The following is a 21,317-nucleotide window of genomic DNA, read 5'->3' as shown; positions in this document are numbered from 1 at the left end:
GAGGTATAATGTCACCATCGAACTTGGCACTTGGAGCCTTATGGTTTCCTTAAAAGGGCCAAGTTTCACTGTGATATGGGCAGAAAAATGCCTATCTGCCTCGAATCATTTTAAAATTAGATTTGTCAAAGGTAGCAGGAGGAACTATGAGTAACTTTATGAGAATTGCCATTGATGGACCTGCAGGAGCAGGAAAAAGCACTGTCGCCAAAAAAGTGGCTGACATATTATCGTATGTTTATATCGATACAGGTGCTATGTATCGTTCTATAACATTGAAAGCACTTCGCAATGATATCGATGTGAGTGATGAAAATGCACTGAAAGATATACTGAAGACGACAAAAATCGGCCTTCAAAAAAAATCGGATCAACAGTTCGTCGTGTTAGATGGGGAAGATGTGACGGAAGAAATCAGAACTTCGGAAGTTACGAACAATGTATCTGAAGTTGCGAAGCATCCAGCAGTACGAATTGAAATGGTCAAACGCCAACAGGAATTAAGCCGGGAACAATCGGTTGTCATGGATGGCCGTGATATAGGAACGCACGTAATTCCAGATGCGCAGGTAAAGATCTTCTTAATTGCATCAGTTGATGAAAGAGCGAAGAGAAGGCATGAGGAGAATGTGGCCAAAGGGATTCCTTCAGATCTCGAACAAATAAAACGTGAGATCGAACAGAGAGATGAACTAGACTCTAAACGTGAAGCCTCACCATTAATGAAATCGGAAGATGCAATTGAACTTGATACCACAACGATGTCAATTGATGATGTCGTCGAAGCGATTCTTCAGATCGTGCGAGAAAACGAAAGGGTTTGATGGCGGGTGAATCTTTATAATTTAGGGCGTAATTTATTCAATGGCATTTTCTTTGCGGGATATAAATTGAGGGTGAGCGGTCTTGAAAACGTACCTAAGGAGGATGGCGTCCTGATCTGTACGAATCATATCAGCTTTCTGGACCCGCCTCTTGTCGGTTGTTCATCCGGCCGTACAGTCCATTTCATGGCGAAAGCAGAGCTCTTTAAAGTCCCTGTATTGAAAAGCATTCTTCCGGGTATCCACGCATTCCCTGTTCGAAGAGGTATGAGCGACAAACAAGCTTTAAGACGAGGTTTGGAATTATTGCGTAATGGGAAAGCTGTTGGTCTGTTTCCAGAGGGGACACGGAGTAAAACTGGATCCATAGCGGACGGACTTGCAGGTGCTGGATTCTTTGCATTGAAAACTGATGCGAAGGTCGTTCCTTGTGCAATCATAGGGCCATATAAATTGTTCAAGGAAGTAAAAATCGTTTATGGGTCACCGATTGATTTTTCTGAATTGAAAGAACAAAAGGCTTCCGCAAAGGTTGCAACAGAAAAAATCATGGAAGAAATACGGAAGTTATACGAAGCGAATAAGTAATGAATATCGGAGTTTAGTTACTTGACAAAAAACGCTATTTATAAGAAGTTAGAGTAAAGGGAAATGAACCTTATACATACTCTTTCACAACGTGGAGGGTCTAATATATGTTTTCTCTTCGTTTAGACACTTAAGGAGGTAAAGCCAATGACTGATGAAATGAATCAAGAACTTTCAGAAATTAAACCTTTGGAACTTGGTGATATCGTAGTAGGTACGGTTACAAAGGTTGAGGAAAAACATGCATTGATTGATGCAGGGTATAAGATGGATGGAATCCTGCCGATCAGTGAGCTTTCAAGCTTGCATGTCGAAAAAGTTAGTGATGTCTTATCTGATGGAGATACATTGACTCTTAAGGTGATCAAACTAACAGAGGAAGAACTTGTACTTTCCAAGCGCGCGATTTCTGCTGAAAAGGCATGGTCTGAGTTGAAAGAAGCGAAGGAAGAAAACAAAACGTTAGAGGTCGAGATTGCTGATGTCGTAAAAGGTGGTCTTGTGGTAGATCTTGGCGTCCGTGGTTTCATCCCGGCTTCTCTAGTTGAAAAACACTTTGTAGAAGATTTCTCTTCCTATAAAGGTAAGACATTAGAGGTGAAAATCGTAGAACTTGAGGAAGAAAATAATAAACTCATCTTGTCTCATCGTGCTGTTTTAGAAGAGCAGGAAGAATCGAAAAAACAAGATGTTCTCCAATCATTAGAAGCAGGTCAAGTATTGGAAGGTACAGTCCAACGACTTACTGACTTCGGTGCATTCGTTGATATCGGTGGAATCGATGGCCTTGTCCATATTTCACAATTAGCGCATCATCGTGTGGAAACTCCGTCTGAAGTAGTCAAGGAAGGCGATACAGTCAAAGTAAAAGTACTTTCAGTAGACCGCGATAATGAGCGTATTTCGCTTTCCATCAAAGAAACGCTGCCTGGACCTTGGGACAATGTAAGTGAAGTTCTTCAAAAAGGTCAGGTTGTTGATGGGACAGTAAAGCGTCTCGTCTCTTTCGGTGCTTTCGTTGAAGTAGCACCTGGTGTAGAAGGGCTTGTTCACATTTCCGAGATTGCTAATAAGCATATCGGAACACCAAGTGAGGTTCTCGAACAGGGTGACAAAGTCAAAGTTAAAGTACTGGACGTCAACCCTGATGAAAAGCGTGTATCTCTTAGCATCCGGGCAACATTAGAGGAAGAAAACCGCCCATCTAAAATCGATCCAGAGTATAACAAGGAAACTGATGGCAATACTGGTTTCTCACTTGGAGATATGATTGGCGATCAACTTAAAAAGTATAAGTAAATATAAGGAATGGGCTGATTCGACGCTTCGGCAGGAAGCAGAGGATCAGCCCTTTATTTTGTTAAGTATGGCTTTGTTGAATTTTTAATGTTTTTGAATGAAACTGCGGGAAAAGCGAGCCAGGCGAGACCCCATAGTGAGGAACGAACGAAGAGGCATTCAGTATAAGTCTAAGACTGTAAAAAATCGGAATGAAGAGAAGTGATGTCTAGCTCAGCGACCAGTCACTTGGATCACTTCAGACCTCCTGAGGCGACAGCCTCCTCGTCGGCATTCGAGTGACCTTTGTAGCTCCCAGGGCGATTCCATTTTTCTTTCCTTATCTTCCCCGATTATCTTCACGCGCTTCCTCCGGTGTGTCAATTCTTGAAGCTCCTTCATAATGCAAAGCCTGGTCACGATCTGATTCAACACGTTTGGATTGCTTCAGCTTTTTTTCTTGCCGGTCTTTTCCCATGCATATCACTCCTTTAATGATAGTTTTTCGGAAAAGCGTTATTTCTATTCAGCCCTTCACCAATCGAGAAGGTTTAGAAAGGAGTTCTTTTTTCCATACTTTTAATAGAAACTGTAAGTAAGGTTGGGATCTTTGTATGGAAGGAAATTTATTTTATTGGTTTGCATGGATCGGTTGGACGATAACAACTTTTCTGATTTCGAAAACACAGCAAAGATTTCTCTTATCAGCATTGCTTTTAGTGTTGATTTATTGCTCGGGCATTACTTTGAACATTGATGGTCAACTTGTAAACTCGACACTTTTTATCATGATCTTTATCAGTTATTCTTATCTTGGATTGCAAAACTTCACCGAGCTTTGGTATTCCATTTTTGTGAGCATCCTTATTTCTTTATGTTATGTTGGAATGCACTTCATCGTCGTGTATGATCCAGTTTGGATTTTTGTAGATTTGAATTTTTTCATTGCCATTCCTCTTTCTCTGGTCGTTTTATTCATGACGAAAAGATTTCACAGCAGGCTTCCCGTGCTTATTACAGGCTATGCCCATGGAGAAATAGCCTATATTTTTTTATTTAACGATCTTGCCCCCGAATATATAATCGGTTCTTTTATTTTTCTTGATATTTTAAGTTTGTCGTGTCTTATCGTTTTTCTGTGGACGGTCTACGAGGATTTTGCAGGCAGGATAAGGATGAGAATAGACAGGCCTTTCAAGCATGTGAAACAAAATGCTCAATAGGTATAAGCTTTCTTACATGAATTTTCAAATGTTGTGACAATAACTGTTTTTTGCTAAAATAAATGAGTTCTGATTTTGTCCAAAACCTTCTCTTTTCAGTAAAGGGAAAGTTACATTGAACAGCCCACATACATACAAAACCGGAATATACGTGCAGCGTAGATTTGCTGTACTTAGAAAAGGAAGTGATTATATGCGTAAACCGGTCGTAGCAGTTGTAGGAAGACCTAACGTCGGAAAGTCTACGATTTTCAACCGCATAATCGGAGATCGTTTAGCTATTGTTGAAGATAAACCTGGGGTGACACGTGATCGAATTTACAGCTCAGCGGAGTGGTTGAACACAGAGTTTAATATTATCGATACCGGGGGGATAGATCTTGGTGATGAACCCCTGTTGAAACAAATGCGGCAACAAGCTGAAATCGCTATCGACGAAGCTGAAGTCATCATTTTCATGGTCAACGGGCGCGAAGGGATCACTGCTGCTGATGAAGAAGTCGCACAAATCTTGTTTCGCTCAAAAAAACCTGTCGTGTTAGCTGTGAACAAAATCGATAACCCTGAACGGATGAGCGAGGTGTATGAATTCTATTCACTTGGTTTTGGTGAACCGGTTGCGATTTCAGGGGCACATGGTCTAGGACTTGGTGACATGCTCGATGAAGTAATCAAGCATTTTCCGAAGGAAGAAATTGATGATTATGATGAATCTACCATCAAGTTTTCACTGATCGGGCGGCCGAATGTCGGGAAATCTTCTTTGGTGAACGCTATAGTTGGAAAGGAACGTGCAATCGTCAGTGACATTGCTGGCACGACACGGGATGCCATTGATGCGAGGTTCACCCGGGATGGTCAGGAATATGTGATTATCGATACGGCTGGCATGCGTAAAAAAGGAAAAGTGTATGAGTCTACAGAAAAGTATAGTGTATTAAGAGCACTTAAAGCGATAGATCGTTCGGATGTGGTCCTTGTCGTATTAAATGCTGAAGAGGGGATCATCGAACAAGATAAGAAAATCGCTGGATACGCGCATGAAGCAGGACGTGCAGTCGTGATCGTCGTCAATAAGTGGGATGCCATTGAAAAGGATGATAAGACACTGCGGGAATTCGAACAAAAAATCAGGGATCATTTCTTGTTTCTTGATTATGCACCGATCGTATTCGTATCCGCACAGACGAAGCAACGCCTGCACACACTCTTGCCGATGATCGATACTGTAGCGGAGAACCATGCGATGCGTGTCAAGACCAACGTACTGAACGATGTGGTCATGGATGCGGTCATGATGAATCCTACTCCTACAGACAAAGGAAGACGCCTGAAAATCAACTATGTAACACAGGTAGCGACAAAACCGCCGACCTTTGTTTTATTTGTCAACGATCCAGAGCTGCTTCATTTCTCTTACAAAAGATTCATTGAAAATCGTATCCGGGAAGCATTTGGATTTAAGGGAACTCCAATTCGTATCATTGCACGACGGAAAAATGAATAGGGGGAACTTATGGAACTTGTTAACATAATCGTGGTCAGTCTCATTGGCTATTTGATTGGATCAATAAGCTTCAGCTATCTGATTGCCAAAAAAATCAAGAAGATAGACATCCGTACGCAAGGCAGCGGGAATGCAGGGGCTACCAACACATTGAGGTTACTTGGCTGGGGACCTGCCATAACTGTTCTTTTACTCGATGCCTCAAAAGGGATCGTTGCCGTATTATTAAGTTACCTTGTAGGTGTCGAGGGATGGATTGCATTTATCGCTGGGTTGTTTGCCATCATTGGACATAACTGGCCGATCTATTATGGTTTTCGCGGCGGTAAAGGCGTGGCGACGACAATCGGCGTGTTTGCTATACTCGTTTTCATTCCAGCACTTATTTCTGGTATTGTTGCCATACTTATCATCGCTTTCACAAGATATGTTTCATTAGGCTCACTTATTTTCATGTTTTTAACTCCGGTCCTTACCATGATATTTGATACCTACAATACGAATTATATTATATTGGCTACCATAATCGGATTACTATCATTATGGCGTCATAGACAAAATATCCAACGTCTTGTAAAAGGAACGGAAAGTAAACTTGGACAAAAGAAGGAAGTGACCGGTTGATGAAAAAAGTTGCTATTATTGGAGCGGGGAGCTGGGGGACCGCCCTTGCATTAGTATTAGCTGATAATGAACATGATGTTCGTATTTGGGCGCGAAGGTCTGAACAAGTGGAAGAAATCAATACAAAACATACGAACAACAAATACCTACCTAACATAGAACTCCCTGAAAACGTGGTGGCAACAAACGATTTGGAGGAAACTGTCAAGGATATAGATACGATACTCCTGGTTACGCCTACAAAAGGAATCCGGGAAGTACTGGGACAGTTGAAAGAGATCTTCACTGAACCAGTAACACTTGTGCATGCAAGTAAAGGTATTGAACCTGATACTCTCTTCAGAGTGTCTGAAATCATCGAAGACGAAATTCCAGAAACGTTGCGTAAGGCAGTGGTTGTACTTTCTGGACCAAGTCATGCTGAAGAAGTCAGCTTAAGACAACCTACAACTGTCACGGTCTCTTCAAAAAACATAAAGGTTGCTGAAGAGATTCAAGACTTGTTTATAAACCCGAATTTCCGTGTTTATACGAATCCTGATATTGTGGGTGTCGAACTCGGAGGTTCTTTGAAGAACATCATCGCCCTTGGGGCAGGCCTTTCAGATGGTCTTGGCTATGGAGATAATGCCAAAGCTGCGCTATTGACACGAGGGTTAGCGGAAATTGCAAGACTTGGTACATTTATGGGGGCTAAACCGTTGACATTTGCGGGGCTTTCCGGTATCGGGGACCTTGTCGTTACATGTACAAGTGTACACAGCCGTAACTGGCGTGCAGGAAATCTGCTTGGAAAGGGTAATTCCCTGGAAGAGGTCCTTGAAAATATGGGCATGGTCGTTGAAGGGGTCAGGACAACAAAAGCGGCTTATCAGCTTGCCCAAAAGGAAGGCGTTGAAATGCCGATTACAAATGAACTTTATCAAGTCCTATTTGACTCCAAGTCTCCGAAAGAAGCAGTTGATTCGTTGATGAGACGAAGCCGTACACATGAATCTGAAGATCTTAGTTCTCTGGTTTCTGATCGATATACCTTATACGAAAATTAATCCTGAATAGAGCTCACGAAGTCTTTCATCTCGCATAGGATATTATGAATGTTACGTGTGAGGAGGACTTCGATGGACAGAAATTTTATGGATGACATTGAGAAAAAAACGGGTGTGAAAAAAGAAGACATTTTCAAATTAGCAGATTCTGTGCAAGGTGCTAATTTAAGTGATGAGAAAACAATCAGACAATTGATTTCACAGGTATCTCGTATGGCTGGTGTCCCGGTTTCAAAAGAAAAAGAAGATCAGATTGTGAAAGCGATCAAAAATAATAATATCCCTCTGGACATGACCTCGATCGCGAAAATGTTCAATAAGAGATAAATGTAAAAATTAGGCGATTGAGCGAAACAGTATCCATAAATCTTGCATAAACTAGCATGGAATGGCCAGTTTGAGCTGCAGTGGGAAATAGTTATTTAGTCATGCTGAAGAAAGGGGCGCCCTTTTCTTCAGCTTTTAATTTTTACATACGATCAAAAAGGCTTTTCTTACATCCAAAAGTAAGGTGACGAATGGAATCATCATTCTACGAGTAGTATCACCCTGAGAGCGTGATGCCGCAAGCGACAGCTTGCTTATGTCAGGAAAGCTTATAAACGAACTACATGTTAACCAGTTTTCCATATGGACAAGAAAGAGAATGTGCTATAATTATAGCGGTATCAAGGAGGTATCGAGATGTCTGAAGGTTTATTAAAAATGTGGATAGCACTCGGGGCGATCGGGTTGATGTTCTTCGCAGTGATTTCGATTACATTCAGTCGTATGAAATTGAACGGTATACTCAAATTTATCGTCACGTTATTTGCATATGTTTGCATGATTACAGCCGGTATCCTAATCCTGTTTGTGGTCTTCAGTGGCCCGGTTCCAGGTTTAATCCTGGGATGATATTAAACAAATGCATACATACCACAGCTTAGTGAAATAGGTGATACAATGAAACTTTTAATCCGTTTGATGATGGTCAGCTTATTAATCACTCTTCTTTCAGGATGCCTTTATCCTGAAGAGCGATTGGCTCAAAATCGTGTGCCATATGAAGATCAACTGAAAAGTGTCCAGAATGCGGTTATCGAATATCGGAAAGCAACAGGCGTCCTTCCAATTGAAAACCGTGATCAGGATACGCCCATATATGTTAAATACCCTATTAATTTCGGAAAACTAGTACCTCGATATATGTCAGAGCCACCAGGCAATTCATACGAAAATGGGGGAGTCTATCAATATGTCCTCTGGGATGTGGAAAAGGATCCGAAGGTAAAGCTTGTCGATCTGGAAACTGTAGAACTGGTGAAAGATTATAAGACGAAATTGAGGCTCTATATCCAAAAACATAAATATCCACCATATGATAAGGTCCTGGCAAACGAAAGGTATACTTTGAAGCATGAAGAATTAGGTTATAAAAAACAACCAACTGTAAAAAGTCCATTCACCGGTAATCATCTTCCCTTTATCGTCGATAATAAGAATAATATATATATCGATTACTCGATGGATCTGTACCAGGCTCTTGAAAAAAAAGATCATAACTATAAAAAGGGAGACGACATCAGAGATATACTTGTTGAGGACTCTCCTTTTGTTCCTGCGTTTTCCGTACCCTATACAGTCGAAGATAATGAACCTGTTTTTTTACTAAAATAGGTATGTTCCCTCCTATCTACCAATAAAGTGTAGAAAAGGAGGGATTTTTTGTACGTAATAAAACGATTCAATAGGAAGTACCATCAACGCCGGTAAAATAGAAATACTTCATATCTTACTATTTGTAAAAGATGAAAATTGATCTTTTACAATGATATTTTTGAAATTAATGCAGAATCAGTCATATTCAATGGACAACATCATAGACATATATTGTCTATAACTACCCAAACACTACTCTGGAATGGGGAGGGGAACTAATGGAAAAAGTAGATATCTTTAAAGATATCGCAGAACGGACTGGCGGCGATATTTATTTGGGTGTAGTGGGGGCTGTTCGAACCGGTAAATCGACTTTCATCAAGAAGTTCATGGAACTTGTCGTCCTGCCTAACATTGAAAGCGAATCAGATAAAGCACGCGCTCAAGATGAGCTGCCACAAAGTGCTGCGGGCAAAACCATCATGACGACAGAGCCTAAATTCGTCCCGAACAATGCAGTGAAGATCGAAGTGGATGAGGGCTTGGAAGTGAACATACGCTTAGTTGATAGCGTCGGATATGCAGTGCCTAGCGCTAAAGGTTACGAGGATGAAAATGGTCCTCGAATGATCCATACACCATGGTATGAAGAGCCGATTCCGTTCCACGAAGCAGCTGAGATCGGAACGAGGAAAGTAATACAGGAACACTCGACACTGGGTGTGGTTGTAACGACAGACGGCTCTATCGGTGAAATACCGCGATATGATTATGTGGAATCCGAGCAACGAATCGTTGAAGAACTGAAAGAAGTAGGAAAACCATTCATCATGGTAATCAATTCCGTACATCCACATCACCCAGAGACAGAGAAGCTTAGAAGACAACTAGCAGAAGAGCATGATATTCCAGTACTGTCATTAAGTGTGGAAAGTATGACTGAGCATGACATCAACAATGTGTTAAGAGAAGTATTATATGAATTCCCAGTACTTGAAGTCAACGTCAACTTACCAAGCTGGGTAATGGTGTTGAATAACGAGCACTGGTTAAGGCACAGCTATGAAGAGTCTGTACGCGAAACCGTTAAAGATATCAAGCGATTACGTGATGTAGATCGTGTCGTTGGAAACTTCACCGATTTCGAATTCATCGATGAAGCAAGACTCGCTGGGATTGAGATGGGGCAAGGGATTGCAGAAATCGATCTATATGCTCCAGACGACTTGTATGACCAAATATTAAAAGATGTGGTCGGAGTTGAAATCAGAGGTAAGGATCATCTCCTACAACTGATGCAAGAATTCGCTCATGCGAAGTCTGAATACGATCAGATTTCTGATGCCCTTCGGATGGTAAAGCAAACTGGCTATGGAATTGCAGCCCCAGCCCTTTCTGATATGAGTTTGGATGAACCAGAAATTATCCGTCAAGGTTCAAGGTTCGGTGTCAGATTGAAAGCTGTTGCACCATCGATCCACATGATCAAGGTGGATGTAGAGTCTGAATTTGCACCGATCATCGGAACGGAAAAACAAAGTGAAGAACTGGTCCGTTATTTAATGCAAGATTTTGAAGATGATCCGTTATCGATCTGGAACTCCGACATATTCGGTCGATCGCTCAACTCAATCGTAAGAGAAGGCATTCAGGCTAAAATCTCGTTAATGCCTGAAAACGCACGTTACAAACTCAAGGAAACATTAGAGAGAATCATTAATGAAGGTTCAGGCGGCCTGATCGCGATCATCCTATAATTCAGAAGACTCCAATTCGAGGAGTCTTTTTTATTGCCCTTTTTAGCGGATCGTCCGGAATATTTTCTAGTTCAATAAAGATTTGTAAAGGAAGAATACGGAAAATACGAAAAAACGCTAAAAATTTTTGAATTATAGTCGATAAGAATGTTATGATTTTATAACACGTTGATATGAAGCGGATATTGAGCCTTTTAACGTGAATAAGTCAAGGAATTTGTAAAAATGTTTGAAATTTACAGTCATTTATACAAATATCTAGAAAAAATATTGAATTCCTTTACATTTTCGTTTAATATAAGGCATGTCAACGTATTCACGCTGTTAGTTCTTTGAATAATTGGTTATAATGACTAAAAATCTCGATTATTTGAAACATAACCATTTGAGAGGAGGTGAGTCGTTGTGAACAAGACAGATCTTATCAATTCAGTATCTGAGCAAACCCAACTTTCTAAGAAAGACGTTTCTAAAACAGTTGATGCTGTATTTGGAGCGATTGAAGAATCGTTAAAAGGTGGGGACAAAGTTCAACTCATCGGTTTCGGTAACTTTGAAGTACGTGAGCGTGCTGCTCGTAAAGGCCGTAACCCGCAAACAGGAGACGAAATTGAAATCCCTGCAAGCAAGGTACCTGCATTTAAACCAGGTAAAGCCCTTAAAGACGCTGTAAAGTAATATGTACATAGGGCGATAAAGGAGAGTCGATTCAATCGGCTCTTCTTTTTGCTTATTAAGAGGCTATTATGCTATTATCTGTTTGATAATGTATTGAATGAAGGAGATTAGAAATGGATCACGGAAAAATAGAAACAGCGGTAAAAATGATACTTGAAGCGATAGGGGAAGATCCTGAACGTGAAGGACTTTTAGATACCCCTAAACGAGTTGCAAGAATGTACGAAGAGGTTTTCCAGGGACTGAACCAGGATCCTGCAGAACATTTCAAAACGGTCTTTGGCGAGGATCACGAGGAATTGGTTTTGGTAAAGGATATCCCATTTTACTCTATGTGTGAGCATCATCTCGTACCTTTCTTCGGTAAAGCACATGTCGCATATATTCCAAAGGGTGGAAAAGTTACAGGTCTCAGTAAATTGGCAAGAGCGGTCGAAGCAGTGACGAAACGACCGCAGCTTCAAGAACGTATTACTTCAACGATCGCAGATTCTTTACTAAATTCACTTCAACCATATGGAGTGATGGTCGTCATTGAAGCGGAACATATGTGCATGACAATGCGTGGCGTCAAGAAGCCAGGTTCCCAAACAATCACATCAGCTGTGCGTGGGATCTTTGAAAAAGATCAGGCAGCCCGTGCTGAAGTAATGGGCTTGATCAAGTCCTAAATAAGGAGGAAGTAAAATGGCGACATCAGAACACGAATTTTTTGTCATAAGAGCAAAGGAAAACGGTGTAAACGTAATCGGTTTGACGAGAGGTTCTGATACCCGTTTCCACCATTCTGAAAAATTAGATAAGAATGAAGTTATGATTGCCCAGTTCACTGAGCATACATCTGCCGTAAAAGTAAGAGGGAAAGCTGTCATCCAGACAAGACATGGTGAGATGCACACGGATCAAGATTGAATAATAGCTTTTTAAGGTCTTATTTGAGTGTCAGTGTAACCTTTTTACTAAAACACCGGCACTCGATCCGTTTTTCATACATAAATGCTCTTTCATTTTAAAAGAAGTTTACGTATGATCACGACCTTTGAGAATCATCTCGCATGATACCAGGGATTTTATGATATAATAATCAGTACAATGTGGTCGGTAATACATACATATTTAATTACGAAAGATTTCTTGAATCCTGGGGGCTTAAATCAATGAATAACAACGATATTGGTCGGAAAATTTCGGATCTGCTACTTCAGATCAACCAAAAACTACAGCATCCATATCTGATGCATTTCATCGATGAACCTGTCATAGACGAGGACAAGCTTCTTTTAACGTATATCATGCTGAAAGACAAAGAGTTAAGTGACCTTGAACTGGAGTATTACGCAGTATCTACTATGCTCGTCCAGGTTGCATTAGATACACATGAGAAGATTACCTCACATAATTTGACTGGTGACTATGATAAAAAGAACCGTCAATTGACGGTTTTAGCAGGGGATTACTATAGTAGCCTTTACTATTATCTATTATCTGAAATAAAAGATTTAACAATGATCAGAACGCTTGCACAGGCTATTCAAGAAATCAATGAAAATAAAATGCAATTCTACAAGAACGAGAATCAACCGATTGAAAATTCAATGGAAAATATCCATCGAATTGAATCGTCGCTATTGCTTAAAACGGCTGAACACTTCCATCTACCTCTTTGGAAGGGAATAGCGGATGAGTTTACGTTCATGAAACGGATGTTAATGGAGAGAAAGAGCATTCAAAACAATACGTATACCCCTTTAGTAGCGAAAATCATGAATCAATTCAACCGTTCAAAAGGCGGTTGGCTCTCTTTGAAGAATCAAATTCTTGAAGTTGTCGATTCCTATATCCTGCATTCGAAAATTCGTTTAGAAAAATTGTGGGCGGAGGAGCCTGTCATGCATTCGATGTTAGAGAAGCGGATCGATCGGTACATCGAGCAATCAGGTTTCAGAGTGAAGAAATATGCAGAAGAAGGGTGATCCAGTGCAACAAGAAACAAAAGAACAGCGTGTCCACCAAGTATTTGAATCCATATCGAATCATTATGACAAAATGAACTCGATCATCAGCTTCCAACGGCATATCGCTTGGCGTCGTGATACGATGAGAAGAATGGATGTACAAAAAAACTCGACTACTTTGGATGTATGCTGCGGAACAGGTGATTGGACGATTGCAATGGCAAGGGCGATCGGCCCAGGTGGTAAAGCATATGGGCTTGACTTCAGTAAAAATATGTTGTCAGTCGGTGAAGAGAAGGTTAAGAAGGAAGGACTGGCCAATATCCAGTTGAAGCATGGGAATGCAATGGAACTGCCATACGAAAACAACACCTTCGATTATGTCACCATCGGTTTCGGGTTACGTAACGTTCCAGATTTGAATCAAGTGTTGAGTGAAATGTATCGTGTGGTAAAACCCAGTGGTAAAGTAGTCTGTCTTGAAACCTCTCAGCCGACTATTCCGGTATTCAGACAACTCTATTTTGGGTATTTTAGGTATCTGATGCCTGCATTGGGGCGTATTTTTGCGAAAAGCTATCAAGAATATTCTTGGCTCCAAGAATCTGCAAAAGATTTTCCAGGCAGAAAGGAATTAGCGGCAAAATTCGAAGATACTGGTTTTGAAAAGGTTGAAATCATTTCTTATTCAGGGGGAGTAGCTGCCACCCATATCGGTTATAAACCCGAGGATACACAAGAACGTCAGGGCTAAGGTGAAGTTATGAAATTAACAACGATCTATTCTCATTTGCGTAATGAACTTTCGACAATTGAAAATGACCTTGAAAAGACAATCGAGGCACAGCATTCGATTCTTCAAGATGCATCAATACAATTATTGAAAGCAGGGGGAAAGAGGATCCGCCCTGTTTTTGTGTTGTTGTCTGCTCAATTTGGCAAGTATGATGTTGATCGCGTCAAAAGGGCTGCTGTAGCGTTAGAACTTATCCATATGGCATCCCTCGTCCATGACGACGTCATTGATGACGCCTCACTCCGTCGCGGTAAATCAACTATCAAAGCCCAATGGGATAACCGAGTTGCGATGTATACGGGGGATTATATCTTCGCGCGCTCCTTGGAATATATCACCCACTTGAATAAACTGGAGGCTCATAAAGTACTGTCAGAAGCGATTATGGAAATGTGCCTCGGAGAAATCGAGCAGATCAGGGAACAATATGATCTCAATCAAAATGCGAGGGACTACTTCAGGAGAATCAAGCGTAAGACAGCTTTATTGATTTCTGTCAGCTGTGAATTAGGTGCGCTTGCCGGAGATGCTGAACCTCATGTCCAGAGGCAGCTTAAACAGTTCGGTTATAACGTGGGCATGGCTTTCCAGATTACAGATGACATCTTGGATTTCACTGCGACTGAAAAACAGCTGGGTAAACCCGCGGGAGGGGATCTTCAACAAGGGAATATCACTTTGCCTGTATTTTTTGCAATGGAGGATCCTGATTTCAAGGCACGCCTCCAATCAGTTTTTGAAAACCAACCGATTCCTCAGAATTTAATTGAAGGATTGATCCGTGACATCAAGGCGATGGGTGCGATCGAAAACTCAAAGGAAATCTCTGATCGTTATTTGAAAAAGGCGTTCAACTCACTCCGCGACCTTCCAGATAACCGGGCAAAACGCTCTTTAAGACAAATCGCTGAATATATCGGCCGGAGAAACTATTAAAAGTTGTGAAAACGCTTAAAATTTGTTAAAATCATTTCGGACAATCATGGACGTCCGAAAATTATACATAAGTTAGGGGTAAGTGATCATGGAAAAAACTTTTTTGATGGTAAAGCCTGATGGCGTTCAACGTAACCTTATTGGAGAAATCGTAAGCCGTTTCGAGAAAAAAGGATTCAAATTGGCTGGAGCGAAGCTTATGCAGATTTCTGAAGAATTGGCTCAGAACCATTATGGTGAACATAAAGAGCGTCCTTTCTTTGGCGAACTCGTGGACTTCATCACTTCCGGCCCGGTTTTTGCAATGGTTTGGGAAGGTGAAAATGTAATCGCGACTGCACGTAACATGATGGGTAAGACGAATCCTTCGGATGCGTCTCCTGGAACGATCCGTGGCGACTACGCTGTACAGGTAGGACAAAATATCATTCATGGTTCAGACTCTCCTGAAAGCGCTGAAAGAGAAATCAACTTGTTTTTCAATGAAGAAGAGCTCGTGAATTATGACAAAACAATTGCAAAGTGGGTTTAAGCAACCCAGAGCCAGCCGAATTGATCGGCTGGTTTTTTCATATTTTTTACACTTGAATGAAGTGTAACCAAGTCATTGGAAAGTTCTGATTTTCTTTCACATGAGAATCAAATCATTTTTTGCGGACACCCTAGCCCTTATTTACCGAAAAATCATAAAAAATCAGCGACCTTTACTAAGTTAACGGAACAGATGTCTTCTAATTTTAGAACAATCCCTTTTTATCAAAAATAGCGGAATATAGTCCGAGAGAAATCTTTCATGTACACTGATTTCCATTTTATTTTCTCCTTTTTTCTTTTTTATCCAATTCTTTCATAAATAATCAGGCTATTTACCGATATATATAGTAGAAAACACAAATGAGGAGAAATATGCATGGATCAAGATTATTCATTGTTTTCAACACGAATCAAAAAAGAAACAGGGATAGATTTGTCACTTTATAAAGAAGGGCAAATGAAACGTCGTCTAATTGCGTTGAGGGATAAGAAAGGGTACGGCACATTCATCGATTATTATGATGCAATGAAAAGAAACAATATCTTGCTAGAGGAATTCCTCGACCGAATGACCATCAATGTTTCAGAGTTCTTCAGAAATCCATCAAGGTGGGAAGTGCTGCAAAACGAACTGATCCCGATATTGTTGAAAGGGAAAGATTCACTTAATACTTGGAGTGCAGCATGTTCAACTGGAGAAGAACCATATACTCTTGCTATGATATTAAGAGAGATGATCCCTTCTCAGAAATTTTCCATCTTAGCCACGGACATAGATGAGTTAGCCATCAAACGGGCAAAGCTAGGTTACTACTTGGAAAAAAGTTTGAAAGATGTACCAATAAAGATGAAGAAGGAATATTTCGAAAAAGATGGAATTGGTTATAAGGTAAATGATATGCTGAAAGGCAATATCCATTATGAAAAACACAACATGCTTGCTGAACCTTTCAAGACTAATTTCGATTTGATCGTATGCCGGAACGTCATGATCTATTTTACCGAAGATGCGAAGCGTCAGCTTTATCTAAAGTTCAGCCAAGCTTTACGTCCTGGAGGTATTTTGTTCGTTGGAAGTACGGAACAGATCTTTAATCCGAATCAATTTGGGCTTGAATCAATTGCGACATTTTTTTATGCTAAAAAATAAAGTCTATGAACAACTAATGTGACTTAGTCAGAGGAGTTTTAAATTGGAAACCATTGATGTGAAAACAGTAAGTAAGCAATATCCAGTTTATGTGGGGCAAGGGACGATTTCAAAACTTAGTAATTTAATAAAGGAATCTGTTCCTGGATGCAGCGGTATTTTGATCATAACGGATAGTAATGTCGCTCCTCTTTATTTACAACAAGTAAAGGGGGAGCTTAAAGACTTTCAAGTGAATGAGTGGGTCATACCAGCGGGTGAATCGAGCAAGTCTTTAAGGGAATATGAAAAGGGGATCTCCTATGCACTGAGGTGTCAATTGGATCGGAATGCTCTTATCATTGCTCTTGGAGGAGGAGTGGTCGGGGACCTTGCTGGTTTCATAGCCTCTACTTACTTGCGAGGTGTACGGTTCATCCAAATACCTACCACACTTCTAGCACATGACAGCAGTGTTGGTGGTAAGGTCGGCATCAACCATTCTTTAGGTAAAAATTTGATTGGGGCATTCCACCAACCTGAAGCGGTTTTATTCGACGTCAATTTTCTTGAAACTTTGCCTGCAAGGGAATGGCGGTCTGGATTTGCGGAAATTGTGAAGCTTGGACTCATACGAGATGCTGAATTCTATGAATTTCTTTCCTCGAATATAGAGTCGTTGCCAGTAAAGGAAGAACTTCTGGGAAAAGTCATCAAGCGTGCAATTGAATTGAAAGCTGAAATCGTTGGATTGGACGAGCGTGAAGCAGGAATACGTGCTTATCTGAATCTAGGGCATACGTTGGGGCATGCTATCGAAGCAGAAAGCAGGTATCAAAGCATTTCCCATGGTGAAGCGGTCATGATCGGTATGCTGTATGCTATCAAGTTAAGCGAAGCACATATGAACCGTACGATCGTGTCTAAACACTTCTATCAGTGGATAGAACAGTTAGGCTATGCTAAGTGGCATCCTACCATGAACAGATCCGGCTTATTACTTGAGAGAATGAAGCAAGACAAAAAAAACAACAGGCAACAGATCAATATGGTGTTATTGAAGGAATGCGGAGAAGCAACTCTTGAAAAAGTCGACGATCAATTCATTCTTGATCAATTGTCATCGTTCAAGGCATGGGTGAAAGCTGACGTTATGACCTAGAATTCATCTTACCAGGAGTAGAAACAGGGTATAAACCTACTAACTTACTATCAAATGGAACAGGGGTGTTTTTATGAAAGCAAAGGAGCAAATTTTATCTCTGAAGGCTTATCAACCAGGTAAACCTATCGAAGAGGTCAAAAGAGAACTTGGTCTTACTTCAGTAACGAAACTGGCATCGAACGAAAATCCTTTTGGTTGTGCATCCGCGGTTAAAGATGCAGTGATGGATGAGTTGAACAGTGTATCGATTTATCCGGATGGGTACGCAGCTGAAATACGATTCAAGCTTGCAAATTACTTGAATGTTAAACCACAACAAATTTTGTTCGGGAATGGTTCAGATGAAGTGGTTGAAATGTTTTGCCGGACATACTTATCTCCTGAATCCAATACGGTGATGGCAGCCCCGACATTTCCTCAATATAAGCATAATTCGGTGATCGAGGGTGCTGAGATCATTGAAGTGCCTCTTACAGAAGAAGGGAAACACGATTTAGATAAAATGTATGGAGCGATTGATAGGAATACGAAAATCGTCTGGATTTGCAGCCCGAACAATCCTACCGGCACGATCGTGACGGAGAGGGAACTCGTTTCCTTTTTAGAACGAGTACCGTCTGATGTAATTGTAGCCTGTGATGAGGCATATCAAGAGTACGTTGTGGCAGATGACTATCCTGATACCCTTGCCCTTCAACGTGAGTATCGTAATCTGATCGTCTTCCGGACTTTCTCCAAAGCCTTTGGATTAGCGTCTTTACGGATTGGTTATGGAGTCGCTCATGAGGATCTCATCAAAATTGTAGATCCAGTTCGTGAACCTTTCAATACGTCCCGTGTTGCCCAGAGAGCTGCGATCACGGCACTTGATCATTTAGACTTCATAAAGATGTGCCGTGAAAGGAACCGGGAAGGAATGGAGCAGTATGAGGCTTTTTGTGAAAACTATGATTTAAGATTCTATCCTTCACAAGGAAACTTTATCTTGATCGATTTTAAAACGAAACAAGGGGATGAAGTGTTCAATTATTTGTTGAAGAATGGGTACATCGTCCGTTCCGGTAACGCTCTGGGATTCCCTACAAGTGTACGCATAACAGTAGGGAGCAAAGAACAAAATGAAGGGATCATCCAATGTCTATCCAATTGGCTGGACAAAGAAACTGCGTCTTAATTTTATCAGAATAGATACAATTATATAAATTTTCAAAAAATATATTGATTTTTGATTATAGCTTGTTATAATAATTGTAGTATGGTTTCTCTCCACTCCTATCCATATAAAAATGGACAATTGATCCAGTTACTTTGTAGATTTCTACATGTAACTGGGCTTTTTTTTATGCTTAAATGATTCACCGAATGTTCTGAATTCAGCGCTCCCTTCATAGCCTGTCTATAAACACCGTTGTTCAATATGAGGAGGGGACCGTTGGGATGGAATATATTTTAGAAAATGTCTGGACCACAGATAAAGATCCTCGAAAGAAGCATGTCCACATCAAAAATAATGTCATTTGTTATGTATCAGAAAGACCTCTTAAAATGAAGTGTTACACTGTCAACTCTACTGGTTTGAATGTGATCCCAGGACATATACTGAGAGAATTTTCTTTAAGTTGCAAGGATGAAGAATCACTGATCAAGCACTGTAAAGAACTCGTCTTTAAAGGATGTACCACGGTAGTGACGGCTTTTCCTTTAAAATACACAAAAGAATTCGAACACTGCTTAGAATCATTCAGGAAACAGCTCTCCAATTTACCAATTGATTACGTCATAGGTGTAGAGCTTCCGATGACTAGAATCTCTCCTTCGCTTATCCGGACCTGCCAAAAGCATAAACTCCCATTCATCAATGCGATTGTCGAGCAGGAGGAAGATCTTGACACTGTCATCTGGGAATGGATCAGGAATGTGAATTTCCCCTATACGATCCCTATCCTCGCTGATTGGTCACAACTCCCCGTCCATGAAAAAAGATTGATGCAACTGAAAGAAAAGTGGAGAAGGATCTGTAAAGAAAAATCAATTGCTACGATTGATGCATTCCCAGATGAGGGAGAACGATTGTCGAAGGATCAATTACAAGGGCTCGGTATATATCCTAAAAAAGGCTCATGGGTATCCGGAAGTGATGTAGATTATTTGATTTACAAGGAAAACGTTTCGGTTGATGGGGAACAAATACTGAAGTATGATGGAAGTAATAATCCAGCAATCGTCGTACAAAATGGAACAGTCATCAAAGTTGGAGAGGAAGTTCGCCTCGAACCAGGAACCGGAAGAGAATTGAAAATCATCCGGCCGGGTATATTCCGAGCGATGGCCAACGACTTGTTATAGAAAGAAAGGATGTCCTATCATGCCGAGTGTGCAAGAAGCTATAGAGACGATAGACCGTGGAGAAATTGAAAAAGGGCTCGGTTTATTGAAAAAATTGAGAGAGAACGCTGATCATGATACCCTCCTTGAAATCGCACAAATCTATAATGAACTCGGGTTTATTGAGGAAGCATTAGATGTCATTGAAGAATTGATCGCGTTTTATCCAGAGGTTGATGATTTGAAATTGTTTGCCGCAGAATTATACATCGAAATAGAACACGAAGAGGAAGCGCTCCAGATGCTTTCTTCCATCACATCTGAGAATGAGCGGTATCTTGAGGCTTTGGTACTTTCGGCTGATCTATATGAAAGACAAGGACTATCTGAAGTTGCAGAACAGAAGTTGTTAACAGCAAAGCGAATTGCTCCAAATGAACCAGTTATTACATTCGGTCTTGGGGAATTTTATTTACATCAAGGGAACTTTAATCGAAGCAGGATCTACTATGAGGAATTGATCAAAGCTGGACATGAAGATTTCAATCAGATCCCGATTCATTTACGAATGGCAGAATCACTGACAGGATCGGGACAATTTGAAGAGGCTTTGACCTGTTATGAAAAAGGACTTCAAGAAGAGTCTAATCCAGATGATTGGTTTGGATACGCATTGACGGCAAGCCGGATCGGCGAACACCAGAAAGCGATCCAAGCACTCAACCATTTGAAAGACCTGGATCCTCAATACACCACATTATACCCTACATTAGCTCGGGCTTATGAGGAGGAAGGTGCTTTGCAAGAGGCGATGGAAGCTTGTTTGGAAGGTATCCGGTGGGATGAATTTAACGAAGAATTGTACTTACAAGCAGGAAAGCTAGCCTTTCGGTTAAAAGACCAGGACAAAGGGATCGAACTGTTGAAACATACATTAAGCCTGAATCCTTCTAACATGAATGCCACATCTGTCTTGATGGAACAATATCTTCAGGATAACATGTATGAAGCTGTTACAGACCTGGCTGGGGAAATTGGACGTTATGGGGACCTCTCACCTGACGCCAATTGGAAAACAGCGGTCGCCTATCGAGAATTAGAAGACGATGAACACGCATTAAAAAAGTATCAAGAAGCATATACTGAACTCAAAGACCAGCCAGAGTTTTTAGAAGATTACGGATGGTATTCACTTGAAATCAGTGAGCGTGGCAAGGCGAAAGAATTATTCAGCAAAGCAATGACAATTGATCCTGATCGTCATCATCTTGAAGAAGAAATTCTCCGGTTACAGGATCAATGAGATGT

24 protein-coding genes are annotated in these 21,317 nt (G+C 40.8%); 23 read left to right on the top strand and 1 reads right to left on the bottom strand.

The features are described from left to right. Positions 1-146 precede the first annotated feature (146 nt). From cmk to rpsA, 3 genes are all read left to right on the top strand, one after another. Entirely contained in the window at positions 147-824 is a 678-nt protein-coding gene (gene cmk / locus ACJROX_RS17810; RefSeq protein WP_408006545.1) for a (d)CMP kinase, read from the top strand. A 6-nt stretch (positions 825-830) separates the two neighbouring features. Further along, the gene (locus ACJROX_RS17805; protein WP_408006544.1) at positions 831-1,412 is read left to right on the top strand and encodes a lysophospholipid acyltransferase family protein; all 582 of its coding nucleotides are present in this window, start codon (positions 831-833) and stop codon (positions 1,410-1,412) included. Positions 1,413-1,559: 147 nt separating this feature from the next. Further along, a complete protein-coding gene (gene rpsA, locus ACJROX_RS17800) occupies positions 1,560-2,711 on the top strand; it encodes a 30S ribosomal protein S1 (protein WP_408006543.1) in 1,152 nt (383 codons plus the stop codon). A gap of 319 nt (positions 2,712-3,030) precedes the next feature. On the opposite strand, the gene ACJROX_RS17795 is transcribed toward rpsA, so the two are convergent. Further along, complete coding sequence (locus tag ACJROX_RS17795) at positions 3,031-3,168, bottom strand: YpzI family protein (RefSeq protein WP_408006542.1); 138 nt, start codon at positions 3,166-3,168, stop codon at positions 3,031-3,033. 136 nt (positions 3,169-3,304) lie between these two features. On the opposite strand from ACJROX_RS17795, the gene ACJROX_RS17790 reads away from it, so the two are divergent. The 20 genes from ACJROX_RS17790 to ACJROX_RS17695 all read left to right on the top strand — a co-directional run bounded on the left by ACJROX_RS17790 (position 3,305) and on the right by ACJROX_RS17695 (position 21,312). After that, positions 3,305-3,913 carry a hypothetical protein gene (locus tag ACJROX_RS17790; protein ID WP_408006541.1) on the top strand — a complete coding sequence of 203 codons (609 nt, stop codon included), beginning with the start codon at positions 3,305-3,307 and terminating at the stop codon, positions 3,911-3,913. A gap of 193 nt (positions 3,914-4,106) precedes the next feature. Further along, complete coding sequence (gene der, locus ACJROX_RS17785) at positions 4,107-5,420, top strand: ribosome biogenesis GTPase Der (protein WP_408006540.1); 1,314 nt, start codon at positions 4,107-4,109, stop codon at positions 5,418-5,420. Between the two features lie 9 nt (positions 5,421-5,429). After that, complete coding sequence (gene plsY, locus ACJROX_RS17780; RefSeq protein WP_408006539.1) at positions 5,430-6,044, top strand: glycerol-3-phosphate 1-O-acyltransferase PlsY; 615 nt, start codon at positions 5,430-5,432, stop codon at positions 6,042-6,044. Further along, complete coding sequence (locus ACJROX_RS17775; protein WP_408006538.1) at positions 6,044-7,093, top strand: NAD(P)H-dependent glycerol-3-phosphate dehydrogenase; 1,050 nt, start codon at positions 6,044-6,046, stop codon at positions 7,091-7,093. Before plsY ends, ACJROX_RS17775 begins: the two co-directional genes overlap by 1 nt. A gap of 72 nt (positions 7,094-7,165) precedes the next feature. Continuing rightward, the gene (locus ACJROX_RS17770; RefSeq protein WP_408006537.1) at positions 7,166-7,420 is read left to right on the top strand and encodes a stage VI sporulation protein F; all 255 of its coding nucleotides are present in this window, start codon (positions 7,166-7,168) and stop codon (positions 7,418-7,420) included. A gap of 357 nt (positions 7,421-7,777) precedes the next feature. Further along, positions 7,778-7,990 (top strand): DUF2768 domain-containing protein, encoded by a 213-nt coding sequence (locus ACJROX_RS17765; RefSeq protein WP_408006536.1) that lies wholly within the window; start codon positions 7,778-7,780, stop codon positions 7,988-7,990. A gap of 48 nt (positions 7,991-8,038) precedes the next feature. Next, the gene (locus tag ACJROX_RS17760) at positions 8,039-8,752 is read left to right on the top strand and encodes a hypothetical protein (protein WP_408006534.1); all 714 of its coding nucleotides are present in this window, start codon (positions 8,039-8,041) and stop codon (positions 8,750-8,752) included. 260 nt (positions 8,753-9,012) lie between these two features. Then, complete coding sequence (gene spoIVA, locus ACJROX_RS17755; RefSeq protein ID WP_261129139.1) at positions 9,013-10,491, top strand: stage IV sporulation protein A; 1,479 nt, start codon at positions 9,013-9,015, stop codon at positions 10,489-10,491. Positions 10,492-10,896: 405 nt separating this feature from the next. Continuing rightward, positions 10,897-11,169: an HU family DNA-binding protein gene (locus ACJROX_RS17750; protein ID WP_221565211.1), complete on the top strand. Its 273-nt coding sequence runs from the start codon at positions 10,897-10,899 to the stop codon at positions 11,167-11,169. Between the two features lie 113 nt (positions 11,170-11,282). Further along, positions 11,283-11,840 carry a GTP cyclohydrolase I FolE gene (folE, locus tag ACJROX_RS17745; protein ID WP_408006533.1) on the top strand — a complete coding sequence of 186 codons (558 nt, stop codon included), beginning with the start codon at positions 11,283-11,285 and terminating at the stop codon, positions 11,838-11,840. A 16-nt stretch (positions 11,841-11,856) separates the two neighbouring features. Beyond that, a complete protein-coding gene (gene mtrB, locus ACJROX_RS17740) occupies positions 11,857-12,081 on the top strand; it encodes a trp RNA-binding attenuation protein MtrB (RefSeq protein ID WP_408006532.1) in 225 nt (74 codons plus the stop codon). A gap of 245 nt (positions 12,082-12,326) precedes the next feature. Then, positions 12,327-13,142, top strand: coding sequence for a heptaprenyl diphosphate synthase component 1 (locus ACJROX_RS17735; RefSeq protein ID WP_408006531.1), 816 nt, complete (start codon positions 12,327-12,329; stop codon positions 13,140-13,142). Positions 13,143-13,146: 4 nt separating this feature from the next. Next, on the top strand, positions 13,147-13,878 hold the full coding sequence (locus ACJROX_RS17730) for a demethylmenaquinone methyltransferase (protein WP_408006530.1): 732 nt from the start codon (positions 13,147-13,149) through the stop codon (positions 13,876-13,878). Positions 13,879-13,887: 9 nt separating this feature from the next. Further along, the gene (gene hepT, locus ACJROX_RS17725; protein ID WP_408006528.1) at positions 13,888-14,856 is read left to right on the top strand and encodes a heptaprenyl diphosphate synthase component II; all 969 of its coding nucleotides are present in this window, start codon (positions 13,888-13,890) and stop codon (positions 14,854-14,856) included. Between the two features lie 88 nt (positions 14,857-14,944). Then, positions 14,945-15,388, top strand: coding sequence for a nucleoside-diphosphate kinase (gene ndk, locus ACJROX_RS17720; RefSeq protein WP_408006527.1), 444 nt, complete (start codon positions 14,945-14,947; stop codon positions 15,386-15,388). Positions 15,389-15,766: 378 nt separating this feature from the next. Continuing rightward, a complete protein-coding gene (locus ACJROX_RS17715) occupies positions 15,767-16,540 on the top strand; it encodes a CheR family methyltransferase (RefSeq protein ID WP_408006526.1) in 774 nt (257 codons plus the stop codon). 43 nt (positions 16,541-16,583) lie between these two features. Then, on the top strand, positions 16,584-17,681 hold the full coding sequence (aroB, locus tag ACJROX_RS17710) for a 3-dehydroquinate synthase (RefSeq protein ID WP_408006525.1): 1,098 nt from the start codon (positions 16,584-16,586) through the stop codon (positions 17,679-17,681). A 73-nt stretch (positions 17,682-17,754) separates the two neighbouring features. After that, entirely contained in the window at positions 17,755-18,858 is a 1,104-nt protein-coding gene (gene hisC / locus ACJROX_RS17705) for a histidinol-phosphate transaminase (RefSeq protein WP_408006524.1), read from the top strand. A 263-nt stretch (positions 18,859-19,121) separates the two neighbouring features. Further along, entirely contained in the window at positions 19,122-20,030 is a 909-nt protein-coding gene (locus ACJROX_RS17700) for a hypothetical protein (RefSeq protein ID WP_408006523.1), read from the top strand. A gap of 19 nt (positions 20,031-20,049) precedes the next feature. Further along, a complete protein-coding gene (locus tag ACJROX_RS17695; protein WP_408006522.1) occupies positions 20,050-21,312 on the top strand; it encodes a tetratricopeptide repeat protein in 1,263 nt (420 codons plus the stop codon). Positions 21,313-21,317: the final 5 nt, after the last annotated feature.

The sequence above is a fragment of the Pseudalkalibacillus sp. A8 genome (assembly GCF_045920555.1).
Taxonomy (GTDB): Bacteria; Bacillota; Bacilli; order Bacillales; family Fictibacillaceae; genus Pseudalkalibacillus.
This window is presented reverse-complemented; position numbering and strand designations above follow the sequence as displayed.